Source organism: Mediterranea sp. ET5 (assembly GCF_023337025.1).
Classification (GTDB): domain Bacteria; phylum Bacteroidota; class Bacteroidia; order Bacteroidales; family Bacteroidaceae; genus Phocaeicola_A.
Genome location: NZ_JAMBLN010000002.1, coordinates 259,284 through 271,076 on the forward strand (window position 1 = coordinate 259,284; position 11,793 = coordinate 271,076).

General features: G+C 54.5%; 9 protein-coding genes. All 9 read right to left on the reverse strand.

All coding sequences use genetic code 11. The features are described 5' to 3' along the window. Nucleotides 1–61: 61 nt before the first annotated feature. Nucleotides 62–433 (reverse strand): hypothetical protein, encoded by a 372-nt coding sequence (locus M3087_RS02645; RefSeq protein WP_249093545.1) that lies wholly within the window; start codon nucleotides 431–433, stop codon nucleotides 62–64. A gap of 73 nt (nucleotides 434–506) precedes the next feature. Next, nucleotides 507–893 (reverse strand): hypothetical protein, encoded by a 387-nt coding sequence (locus tag M3087_RS02650; RefSeq protein ID WP_249093548.1) that lies wholly within the window; start codon nucleotides 891–893, stop codon nucleotides 507–509. Between the two features lie 2 nt (nucleotides 894–895). After that, entirely contained in the window at nucleotides 896–7,438 is a 6,543-nt protein-coding gene (locus M3087_RS02655; protein ID WP_249093550.1) for a leucine-rich repeat domain-containing protein, read from the reverse strand. A 144-nt stretch (nucleotides 7,439–7,582) separates the two neighbouring features. After that, on the reverse strand, nucleotides 7,583–7,756 hold the full coding sequence (locus M3087_RS02660; RefSeq protein ID WP_249093553.1) for an MFS transporter: 174 nt from the start codon (nucleotides 7,754–7,756) through the stop codon (nucleotides 7,583–7,585). Further along, nucleotides 7,753–8,331, reverse strand: coding sequence for a hypothetical protein (locus tag M3087_RS02665; RefSeq protein ID WP_249093554.1), 579 nt, complete (start codon nucleotides 8,329–8,331; stop codon nucleotides 7,753–7,755). The genes M3087_RS02660 and M3087_RS02665 overlap by 4 nt, the downstream gene beginning before the upstream one ends. Next, nucleotides 8,328–8,966: a hypothetical protein gene (locus tag M3087_RS02670; protein ID WP_249093556.1), complete on the reverse strand. Its 639-nt coding sequence runs from the start codon at nucleotides 8,964–8,966 to the stop codon at nucleotides 8,328–8,330. Before M3087_RS02670 ends, M3087_RS02665 begins: the two co-directional genes overlap by 4 nt. Before the next feature lie 11 nt (nucleotides 8,967–8,977). Next, complete coding sequence (locus tag M3087_RS02675; RefSeq protein ID WP_249093558.1) at nucleotides 8,978–9,376, reverse strand: hypothetical protein; 399 nt, start codon at nucleotides 9,374–9,376, stop codon at nucleotides 8,978–8,980. A gap of 88 nt (nucleotides 9,377–9,464) precedes the next feature. Beyond that, entirely contained in the window at nucleotides 9,465–10,907 is a 1,443-nt protein-coding gene (locus tag M3087_RS02680; protein WP_249093559.1) for a hypothetical protein, read from the reverse strand. 61 nt (nucleotides 10,908–10,968) lie between these two features. Beyond that, nucleotides 10,969–11,757, reverse strand: coding sequence for a hypothetical protein (locus tag M3087_RS02685; protein ID WP_249093561.1), 789 nt, complete (start codon nucleotides 11,755–11,757; stop codon nucleotides 10,969–10,971). Between the last annotated feature and the right edge of the window lie 36 nt (nucleotides 11,758–11,793).

An 11,793-nucleotide genomic window follows, 5' to 3' on the forward strand; every position in this document is an offset into this window, starting at 1 on the left:
TGGACCAGTTAACAAGGGTCTCCTTGCCAACTAAATCCTCATCCCCTCGTTAACTAAAAAATCAGTAATCGCTCGGCGGTCTCCTGTCCTTGCAGCCGCGTACCTCGCACTTCTTGAATTTCAGGGCTTGGTTCTCCAGCTCCAGCTGTTGGTTGCGAGACATCAGTTCGCGGATGCTGCCACGGTCGTCATTCTTCTCGGCATAGAGCTGGTCGATTTTCGCGTTCAGCTCCTTGTTGGTAGCTTTTTCCTCCTCATAGTTCTTACGCCACTCGGCAGCGTAGCTGGTGATATTGTCCGCTTCGGCGGCGCGGGCTGTAGCCTCTTCCTTGCGCCGCTTTTGGTCGTGGTAGAGCAGCGCGCCCAGCAGCGGTAGAATGATACTCGATACCATCCCGCCCACGATGCTTACCCATTCGTTTAAATGTTCCATATTTTTTTAATTGATAATTGATAACTACGACGTCGCATGTATAATCCACGGAACGTACCTCTGTCAATCCTATTTATCCTCCGTTTCCCTCCACAGGCAGTGCCAGCACCCTCTTTGCCATGCCGGCTGACCACTCGCGCCACGCCTGCATCCGTTCATATTCCTCCAGGTCCTCTCCACCGTTCTCACGGTTGAGCATGATGGCTATCTGGTCATCGTTCGAGTAGCGCATTCGGATGAAGTATCGCTTGTACTCGTCATATCCATACTCCGGATGGTATGCCATCACGATGTCTCCCCCGGAGCATACCAGCAGTCCCTCACGCACCGTCAGGTCCGTCAGGTCGATGTCGTGTTCAGTGAAGGTGGAAGCATCCCCCTCCACGTCAAACCCGATGAAGCCGGTTCCCTTCAGGTATTTCCCGGGCTCTGCATAAAGATGATTCTTTTTCGTATACATACTCATAATGTTTGTTGTAGAGTGAAGCCACATTTTTCCTTGTTCAACAGGATGTCGCCCCAGTCTCCCCAAGTATAACAACTAGATTCAACTGGGACAATTAGTCGGTTTTCCCCAGTGTTGTAGGTATTCCGTCCAGTATAGGTTGTTTCGTTAAATCCAAAGATATGACCATATGTCGCTCTATATCTGTCCCCATAAGGGCCTGGATTTCTTTCCAACACGGGGGCAGTTTTTGGCTTGCATATAATAGTTCTTAAGTTGATGCACTCATTAAAAGTGGCATTTAAGTAGGTGACCGATTCTGGAATAGTGATACTTTCCAATACAGAGCAGCCGGCAAATGTGCCTTCTAACGAAGTGATACCTTCCGGTAGAGTCACTTTACGTAACTTTTTACAATCAGCAAAATTTCTTCCTAATGATGTAACCCCATCCGGTACCCTCATCTCTTCGATATCGGTTCCGCTAAAGTTAACAAAGCTGGTATTTCTGAGAGCTGCTGGCGGAATGGATAGGTGGGTGAGCCCGATAGCGTATGCAAAAGCGCTCCCTACCCACGTTACCGTCTCCGGTATAGGGAACGTCCCATTCTTCATCCGTACATTAGAGAAGAAGTAGTTCGGGATATAGTCAGTAATTTCTGGATAGTGATAATTATCTATGTCAATGATACATCTTCTAAATGTCGTAGGTCTTAAAAGATGTAGGGGCGGCAAGCTTTTCCATGTCACTTCTACAACTCCTGAGCTCTCAAAAACATCGTCACCTAGACCTGTTAAAGACCTTGGGAAGGTAACACTAGTCAACGAGGAACAACGCTGGAAAGCATAACTCCCTATCTCTTTCAACCCTTCAGGAAAGGTAACACTAGTCAACGAGGAACAATCGGCGAAGGCCTCTCTGTCTATAGTTTCCAACCCTTCAGGCAAGATCACACTAGCCAACGAAGAACATCTGGAAAAGGAATTTTTTCCTATAGTCCTCACCCCTTCAGACAAGATCACACTAGCCAACGAGGAGCAACCATTGCACATAAAAGAAGGAGTGGTCTTCATATTCTTCTCTATGATAAGCTCTTTCAGTTGCAGACATTCACTTACTATACCTGTATCCATTGTAATATTTTCTGTTACGCGGAAAGATTCAATTTTAGTATTTTTGAAACAGGACATCCCCAAGCTTATAGGGGTTGAGGGTAGAGTTATCCGTTTGAGCGAACTTCCCAAAAAAGCTTCTGCAGAAATGTTTTTAACAGACGATGGGATCTCTATTGATTCAATTCCGCAGAAACTAAAAGCGCGATAACTAATGCCCGTCACCCCTGAATGCAGTGATACTTTTTTCAGTTTTGAACAGTAATAAAAGGATTTTTCGGGGATACCAGTGATTCCCTCCGGAATGGCAATACTTTCAATGCTGCTTCCCTGAAAGGCGTTTGATTGGAGAATACGTAGTCTTTTAGGTAGCATCACTTCTCCGCTGACATAGTTCATGCCAGAGAAGGCTCCGGAGAGTATTTCTTCCACGCTGTCAGGAATGATTAATTGTCCTTTCCCTCTGAAACCAGAGAAAGCATCACTTCCGATCCTTCTCAAATTATGAAAACGTTGTAGTGGTTCTATAGGTTCTACTGGCGTGGCTTCGTAGGATTCTACCTTACAGACTCCTTCTGGGAACTCTATTACTTTATCCGCCTCCTCCTGCGTGAGCTTATTGGGGGATGCGGAAAAACCGGCGCGGTGCATGCGGAACATGAATTTTGGATTGGAGACGGAAGTCATCACGATATCTTCCCCGAGAACCGTAACACTAAAGGTATTGCTGACGATGGTTTTTCCGCCCATATCCTGTGATAGTTCCAGCTTGAGTGAGTACTCTCCCGGTGTTGCATCCAGCACCTTGACCTTGCAACTGGTTGGTGTTGGGTCTACTATTTGCAACCGTGTGTCTGCCCCCTCTCCGGACAATGTCCACTTAGGGGTCAGCTGGGTTTCATAGTCCGCTGGGGCCAGGCTCGCGGTAAAGACATTTTCTTCTCCGCTCTTCAATAGAGCTCTTCCGTCAATTTCTGCCGTTTCTAGACCTTTAAATCCGGTTGTGTATACCGTAAACACTTTTGTGATACTCAGCTCTCCGACAGGTTTAAATAGAACTTTGACGCTTGTACGAAATCTTCCACCAATGAATTTGCGGGTCGTAGCAAGTCCGTCTTTCGTGATGTCAAAATGGGAAGAAGATTCGTTACGCTTAAACTCCACTTCCCCCTCCATCTTTCCTTTCGTGTTGAACGCCACGACACGGTATTGCTCAGACTCTCCGGCTTTGAGTTCCGTGCGGCCAACGATGAAGAGGCTCTCCGGGGCAGAGAGGGAGAACACCGCGCCCAGCTCGAAGCAGTCGTTGCCAAGCAGGGCGGACAGCTGCGACACCTGCTCCTGCGTGATGGCCCGCAGGGCGGCACGTCCGCGCACGTCAAATGTGGCAGCCGTCCGTTTCAGCGACAGGAAATCTATCAGCTCCTGGGCATCCACGTCGTGCCAGTTCACCCCGTGCAGCGTCAGGCTGCATGCGGCATCCTCCGTTGCCTTGTTCTTGCGCCAGTCGCGCCAGCGTGCAAAGTCCCCTGTCAATCCGGGACAGCCCTTCACGTCGATGTACGACACGCCGTTCATCTCCACCTCCAGCGTTGCCAGTATGGGCTGCCTCGTCAGTTCCAGCCGGGTGACACCTGCCGGCAGCGACAGCACCTCCAGCGAGCCGCCTTCCGGAAGCGTCAGGCTGCTCAGTCCGCTGCCCGCCGCATACAGCTTCCTCAGCCGCCGGTGCTTCGACAGGTCCAGGGTGTGCAGAGCCTGTAGGCCGCGGACGTCCAGCTCTTCCAGGTTGGTAGCCTTACCCAGTCCCGACAGCGCGGTCAGGACCGTGTTCGTCTTTTCCGGATGCCCCACCACGAGCCGCTCCAGCCGGGTGCCCAGCGTCTCCTCGCTCACCTTGTCCAGCGAGAGGATGGAGATGCGGTCTGCCATAGCCGACAGGTCCAGCCCCTTCAGGTAGGGCGCCGCATAGATACGGATCGGATCCCCCAGGTTCAGCGTCTCCGTCGTGGTGAACCGGTGCGTCTCATTCTCGCGCAGGGCGACATTCCCCTCGCGCGGCACGTTGTTGATGCCATAGCCATACTCCATCTCCGCCCCGGCGGTGATGGAGAACTCCTGTCCGGCAGGCGTGTTGTTGATGCACTTTATCTCCAGAGAATTCGCCTTATAGCCACCCGAGATGTATTTCGCGTCGAAGTGGGCAAAGCGCCGGGCAATCCAGTACCGGCGGTGCTGCGACCGCGTGCCCTGCAGCATGAACAGGTTGTCGATGCCCTCGTTCACATACGGACCGATGTACTTGTACTGCGCGTCCCGGCTGTACACCCGTTCCACCCAACGTCCTGCCTGCAGCCCGTCGAACATCTCGATCACCTTGTCATAGCGCAGCCCCGCCGTGTAGAGCGCGTTGTCCACCTTGCGCACCACCTCCATGAACTCGGCATCCTCCTCCAGGCGATTCCACAGCACCGACTCTCCACCGGCATAGTACGGCTGCCCGTCCGCCCCCAGTGTCGTCCGCGTCGCGGTGGGAGGAACAATCAGACGCCCGTCGTTCGTCAGGCCGTTCACCGTGTCGTTGTCGTAGTTGATGAAGAACCAGTGCACGCCGTCCTCGGTCGTGAACATCGCGTTCTTCACCGTCTGGTCCACTGCGCCGAAGCGCATCAGGTAGACATAGTAGGCAGCCACCTTCCACACGTCCAGGTGCTCCCACTTCTCCGTGCGGAAGCGTTCCGCGTCATCCTTGCAGCCCACCATCCAGGCGGCAAATGCCTTCAGGTCGGCAGTATCCTTGTTCCCGTCAGGATAGCGTCCCTCGAACGCCTTGTCCCAACCCGTATCCCAGTCCTCCACGTCCTGGAACAGCGCGAGCCGGTTGCCGTTGTTCAGCACCTCCCAGCACTGCATCCGGCTGTTGTCAAAGCCCGGTATGCCCTCAAACCCGAACACCGATTCGGTCGACTTGTCGTTGTTGAAGTTATACTTGCCGATGAAGATGAGCGGGTCGTTCTCGCTCATCCTGTAGAACAGCGCAATGGGGAATCCGTCCACCGTCGTCCGCACGTCATACTCATAGCCTGCCTTCACCGCCGCCTGCTGGGCCTGCGTGCGCAGCCGGTACTCCCCGTCGACGACGGCATCATACATCACCTTGTTCCACAGCCGCGCCACACCCGTGTTGTGCGTCCCAGACGACTCCGCATAGTCCGCTTTCAGGCACCAGCAGTCCACCGGTTGTGCTCCCCGCTTGAAGGCATACAGGCGGTCCTTCACCACCTTCCCGTCAGCATCCAGCAGCACCGTGTCGTCCCTCCGCCGGGTGTAGAAGCGGAAGTTCTTTTTCGGGTATCCCATCGACGACGTACCCTGCGGGCGCAGGGCGGCACGCTTCAGTGTGAACGAGCGCGACGGGTCCTGCAGGTTGCGGTATTCGATGTCCACCACCGTCTGCAGGTTCTTGTCGGTCGTGTTCTCCAGCAGAGGGATGTCACCCGTGATGACCATCACCGGCAGCCGTCCCGCCATCCGTTCGGGGGAGAAGTCCGTAGTCCCCTCCTCGTAGATGTCGTTCCGCTCATACACCGCGGTCATCTCCTCCACGCTCTCGCGGTAGAGGATGTAGTTGTTCAGCAGCTGGTCCGAGGAGAGGGGAGCGTCATACAGGCGGATGCTCCGCAAACGCATGCCCGCAGCTGCCGTCCCTGCGATGCGCAGCGCCTTTTCACACCGGAAGCTGTCTCCCGGCAGGTAGGCGGCGGCGCGCTCCGGCACGCCGTTCACGTAAATCATTACCAGTCCCTGCAGCGACTCCCCCGTGCGGCGGTGCACCACCACGGCTATGCGGTTGTTCTCCCCGTCCTTGTAGGGAGTCTCCACCCGGACGCCCGCCTTCGAGGTCAGGCTGACGCGGGAGGCTGTCACCAGCAGTCCGGTGCCGGCATTGTCTGTCAGGTCGAGCAGCACCGCCCCGTCATCGCGCACCCCGGTCGATGCGAACTCCATCTCCAGCGTCAGCCCCTTCACCGTCACGTCGCCGCCCAGCGGACGCTCCGCAAAGCTCAGCGAGTTCCCCTCGGCGAGCAGCAACGCGTTGCCGTCCCAGCCAGAGCGCTCGTTCCACTCAAATCCCTCCAGGGTGGCAGGCTGTCCGCCCGTCTCATACACTTCGGGGTGTTCGTCGTGGTTTGTCCGTCCCGTCGCGTCGAAGCTCAGGCGCAGTCCGTTGCTGATTTCCCCGATATTCATGCTCGTGGACTGCACGTCGCAGAGAACCTCGTGCGTGACGGTCCCGTCGCTCAGGCGCAGCGTGTGCGCCCCGTCGGCCTTGGGCAGGATGACCGCCTCGTTGGCTATCCCGTTGGCAGACACCAGCGTCGAGCACACCGTCCCGTCCAGGGCTACCGTCATCGTCACCGACTGTGCCGGGGTGGGAGTATAACTGGCGAAACGCAGCCGGTAGGGCACGTACTGTGTCAGGCCGTACAGCCTGCGCTCCCGGGCGATGCCCTCCTTCGCAGGAATTGTCGTCTCGATGGCAAAGAGCGTATCGCTCCCCGCGCCGGTATAGACCATGAACTCCCGATAGAGCGTGTCGCTGAAGAAGTCCTCCCCCTCCACGTTCGTCCGTGCCCGCACCTGCAGGCTGTGGGTACCCTGTTGCAGGTCCGCCAGGGGGATGTAGCGCGTCCGGCGCGACGACAGTTCCACCACCTCGTCGTCTTCCTTCGACGCCGGCAGCAGCTCACCGTCCAGATAGCACTCCACCACCTTGATTCCGTAACCGCTCACGTTCACCACGGCCTCCAGTGTCTGTGCGCCCTCGCTCAGGTCGTACACCCGTGCCACGTCCGTCTCACAGGAGATGCTCAGGTTCACCACGCGATAGGTCAGCGTCAGGCTGGTGGCAGCCAGGGTGTTCACTCCCTGGATGGCTACCGTCACATGGTTCGTCCCCTCGTTCAGGTAGTCATCCAGGGGGAAACTCACCACCTTCCCCGGAGCATACTGTTCCGTCACGGTCTGCTTGTACGTCCCCCGGCGGATGGTGTACGTGCACAGCACATTCTCACCCATCGACTGCCCCTGCTTGTTCTGGGTGTCGAAGCTGAACTCCACCCGGTTGCCCTTCGAGCCTGCCTGCACCGCGTTATACATCGGGGTGAGTAGCTCAATCTTCGCCGAGTAGTTGAACGGCGCATCGAATGCACCCAGCAGCAGGTCCTTCAGGTCCGGATTCTCCAGGTACCGGTCCCGGCTCTCCCCGTCGGCAAACACCAGGTACCGGTTGTTCGCCGTGTCGTAATGGAACACCCCGGCACGCCGTCCCAGCTCTCCCTTGATAAATTCCTGCACACGTCTTCCCGACACCGGCAACCCGCCGGTCGACTCGTCGCCGCCCCAGTCCGTTGCCTTCGTTATCTTCTCGTCATATAGTTTTGCCATAACCTGATTGATTAAAACACGTTACACATTATCCATTGTCAATTGAATAGGATGTCCATTGAAACGATTGTCAATTGTCCATTGTCAATTGTCAATTGAAACGATTGTCAATTGTCAATTGTCCATTGTCAATTGAAACGATTGTCAATTATTCCTCCAGCCTTCCTCGTTCAGCCAAGGCTTTACGTTCACCCATAAGCCCGCCCCGAAGCAGGAGCGCACGGCCTGCCATACCAGCCGCGCACCTTGGTAGATGGTTGACAGTGCACGGTGTCCCGCATAAACGGCTCCAATCTTGCGTCCCCCGATACGTATCATCCTGCGCCTCCTTCCTCATCTTCATAAACGAGGTACAGCTTCGCGGGGTCTTTCTCTACCAAGGCTGTATACGCTGATTCGCTCAGCACCACGTGAGAGGCTTGCAGAGAGGCGATGTTCTTCGACATGGTTTTCAACTGTTCGTTCATCGTTTTTTCCCTTTCAGCCATACCGGCTTCCATGTTATCCAGAGTGTCTTCCACGGTCGCCTCCCATTCCTCTATGGAAGTTTGAAGCCCTTGGTAATAGGTATCCAAGTCTACCTCTGGGTTGCCTCCCGTTCCGCCGGTGTCCGTCCATGCGCCTTCATGGCCTACGTAGATGGTTCCTGGCAACGACTTGCCCACAATGGCCCACCATCCCTCTTTGGGGTTGGGATAGGCGGCATCGAGCTCTTCCACACTACGAAACATGCCCTTGCTGGCTGCTTTCACGTTCTTTGCTTCCAACCAGCCGTCCACTTTCAAGCCCCCTTTCACATGTCCGCTGCCCTGTGTGGTGAATTTTCCTCCAATGTTTACGTTGCGACCAACTGCCACGTCACCATCCACTTGTGTTGTCCTTATCGAACTCATATTAATGCAGATTTAGCTAGCTCGGCCAACGCGTTGCTCTTCTCCACGTCGCCGTATGTTGTCAATACCAATGAAGCCGCAGTGTAAATCACGGCCATGTAACACCGGCGGCAGATTTCAATACCTCCGGCGTCATCAATTCTAGGATAAGGTAGGTAGACGGCCTTGCTTACCATTGCCTTCGTGCTTTTGCAGGAATAAAATTCCAGCACCCTCCCTTCCGGACGTATGCCGATGGCGCATACCGGTTTCTGGGAAGTGCCCCGTATGCCTTTGAACCGGCTACTCTGCAATTCATATTCTGGGTCGTCCTCACTGATGGCATGGTACACGGCTCGTGCCCAATCGTTCATTTGGAACACCACCAGTCGCATGAAATCCTCCGGCAGCAACACCCAGCCGCTTTCTAACTCTCCCCAATACACGGCATCCCCGAAATTGTAACCTCCATCAAGCAGGTACGAAGGGGCTTCGCTGTGCACTCGGGTCACGGCTTCTGTAATCTTCGATTGGATGATTTCATCCAGCGAAAGGGTATCCACGTCCCTCAGCTCGGCCAGCACGTCGCTTGTCATGTTATGGTCAAGTGCGATGCGTACATCCTTGGCAATCTCATCAAGTTGGTATATGGCCATCTTCTATGATTTTACAGTCCGTCAAACTTAATGCCATGCTCCTGTGCCGCTGAGAGGATGGCTTTCTCCGATCGCAGCGAAGTACGGCTGATGCCGAACGTATCGGCCAAGAAGTCTTTTGCCGCCGCCAAGTCGCTCACTTCCACTGTCCGGATTTTGCTCTCCGGATTTTCATCCGTTGTCTCGGGATTATGGCTTTCGGGTTCCTCTTTATCGTCCCTTGCGTCCACGAGTCTGAACAGCTTGCCATACTTGTAATGGTGCTCCAGCGCATATTGGATGTTGGCATTGTCGGTCACATACACGCTGCTACCGTCCGATTGGGCGGCAAATGCAATGTGTATGCTCTTCTTGCTTGGCAGTACGACATTGACGCTGATTGCGGTCTTTGATTTATATTGCTTTATCATATACTATCCTCTTTGAAAGGTTTATTCAGGGAGGTTTTCCCTCCCTGAATTATTACATATTGTTTAACTACCGGTATCTCCGGAATCACTACGCAGTGGGCGCTTTGGCCAGTCTCATGCGGGCGTGTGCCTTTGCGTAGCGCAGGTACAGACAGCTTACCTCCTGAATCACTACCGCATCCGTGCGGCGGATACCGGCTTTTTGCAAGTCAAGCACGTTGCGAGCCCAGCTTACATGAGTTTTCTTCGACAGGTATTCGGGATCCATCGCAAAGCCGCAGTCGCTCATGCCGTTCATGTCGAACAGTTCATGATGGATGGTCAGCACCTCGCCGAAGTCGGTATCCCAGCTTTTGAACTTCAGGTTCCACACTTCCACCGTCTCCTTCAGGCGGAACTTCTCGCTCTTGATTTTCGAGAAGGCGGAGAGCATATCCGAGCCGCAGAACAGAATCTTGCGCTTGTTACCGATGCCCGTGCCTACGAACAGGTCTTTCGTGATGTCAACCAAGTTGTCATCCGAAATGATGGCACATTGCTTGTCGGCATCCCATTCGCCTACTTCGATATCCTTGCCTGCCATCCACCACAAGCCGCCGGTGAACCACGTAATCATGCCGTCTTTCGTCACGTGCTTGATGGCGTTCTTCACTCCGAAAAGATAAGTATTCTCCATCGCAAGGCGCATGTCATAGATGCCGTCCTCCTCGATGTCGGAGAAGCTCCAGTTCACCTCCTTCTTGGCAATCTTGTCAAATGTGGACTGCTCGATTTGAATCATGAAGTTCTGGCAATACTGCGTCTCGGGCATCGGGATGTTGTTGAAGCGCCCCGTCTGCACGTCAAGCTCGCCGCACGCCTTACCCATGCGCACAAGTACCGTGTTCTGTGGAATGGATGGAACCCATATCGGTTGCTTGCTCGACGAATCCATTGCGCCGTTCACGGCATACACCGTCGGCATGTTCGTTGTCGCGTCCTTGCCGCACACGCACAGCACAAGGTCAGGCGTGTTGGGGTCTTCTGCGTCGTATGCCTGTCCTGTGTCGGGATTGGTCACGCCCTTGACACCGACTACGCGGATAGTGTCGTCCAGCGTAAACATGTTGGCATCACTTACCGGAAGTTTCGTGCTGGCACCGCTTGACATGGCGGTAACGGCATCGGTGGTCATACACTTGATTTCTCGCGTACCCACGCTGTAATACTTCACCTCGAAGCTGTCGCAACTGGTAGATTTGGCGTAGCGGCTGATTTGGTCGATAGGGCTTGCCATAGGGCGGATTTTGACAATGCGCTTGTCTACGTCCGCCATGTAGAAATTCGGGTCGCCGTCCACACGTCCCTGTGTCTCAGTGGCAATACCGGCAGTAGAGTCACTGCCTCCGTCACCTTCCGCACCTGCGTTGGTCTTACCGGCATCGGGCAGATTGCTGGCTGCGGCCATCGTCACGCCGCTCGATGCGCCAATCACGAATGCCAGCAACGTCAGCATCACGTGATACAGAAAACTTGTACTTTTCTTTAACATCTTCATTTCTCTGTGATTTTAATTGGTTATTGATTATGAACTGTTTTCTTTAAGTTGATTCTCATCGGACAGGTCTTCGTCGTTCCCCTCCGCGCTCCCAAATGGTCTGACCGCCGTCGTCATAGCGGTTCAATGCACCCAGGTCGGGCATGTCCCTTGCCCTGCCGCCGCCTCCGTTCTTTCCGTCAAGGTTGGCGGTACCGTCTCCGCGCTGGTTGCGGCGAAGCCGTTCCTCGATTCGGGTGTTCCGACCTTTCACTTCGCCTTCCCGTGCAGCGGTTTCTACATCCGCATCATGGTTTATTGCACGGAAGGCCATTTGTATGCTTTCTGGAGAGAATTTCCCGACAATGCCGTCCTTTACGATGCCTACGAGGAACTCCATGGCACGGTCAATCTCATCATCGCTCACACCATCTGTCTGTTGCATGGATTCAAGGGTGTTCAGTGTTTCGGAGATGTTCTTTTGATACTGCTCGTCAAATTCCTTTTCTTTGGCAAGTCGCTCCGCATAGTCCTTGCTGGCCTTGGCAAGCTCTTCCTGCTTGGCAGGGTCTTTTAGTTCCTCTAAGAAGTCATCACCGAACATACGCACCAGTTCCACGGCAGGATTGCCGCCTTTGCGCCAGTTCGTCAGGAAGGCCGCGCTTCTCGGGTCACTGGTAAACAGGTCGGAGAAGGCTTTTTCCCGTTCCTTGTACCCGGCCAGTTCCTTGTCGTAACCGTCGTAATCTTCATTAACTTGCCCCCACAAGGCTTCATCGTCTGCGTATTCACGGTCGGGATGTGCCGCCTTCGCCCGTTCCGCGTATCGGTCGCGGTTGCTCTTAACTGTTGTCTTATCAGGCATATTCTTGATTTTTAATTGATTCTTGATTTGTAACAA

Excerpts from the sequence above, each read along its gene's own strand:
- M3087_RS02665 (WP_249093554.1), bottom strand. The coding sequence starts at position 8,331 with ATGAGTTCGATAAGGACAACACAAGTGGATGGTGACGTGGCAGTTGGT.
- M3087_RS02660 (WP_249093553.1), bottom strand. The coding sequence starts at position 7,756 with ATGATACGTATCGGGGGACGCAAGATTGGAGCCGTTTATGCGGGACAC.
- M3087_RS02650 (WP_249093548.1), bottom strand. The coding sequence starts at position 893 with ATGTATACGAAAAAGAATCATCTTTATGCAGAGCCCGGGAAATACCTG.
- M3087_RS02655 (WP_249093550.1), bottom strand. The coding sequence starts at position 7,438 with ATGGCAAAACTATATGACGAGAAGATAACGAAGGCAACGGACTGGGGC.
- M3087_RS02680 (WP_249093559.1), bottom strand. The coding sequence starts at position 10,907 with ATGTTAAAGAAAAGTACAAGTTTTCTGTATCACGTGATGCTGACGTTG.
- M3087_RS02670 (WP_249093556.1), bottom strand. The coding sequence starts at position 8,966 with ATGGCCATATACCAACTTGATGAGATTGCCAAGGATGTACGCATCGCA.
- M3087_RS02675 (WP_249093558.1), bottom strand. The coding sequence starts at position 9,376 with ATGATAAAGCAATATAAATCAAAGACCGCAATCAGCGTCAATGTCGTA.
- M3087_RS02645 (WP_249093545.1), bottom strand. The coding sequence starts at position 433 with ATGGAACATTTAAACGAATGGGTAAGCATCGTGGGCGGGATGGTATCG.
- M3087_RS02685 (WP_249093561.1), bottom strand. The coding sequence starts at position 11,757 with ATGCCTGATAAGACAACAGTTAAGAGCAACCGCGACCGATACGCGGAA.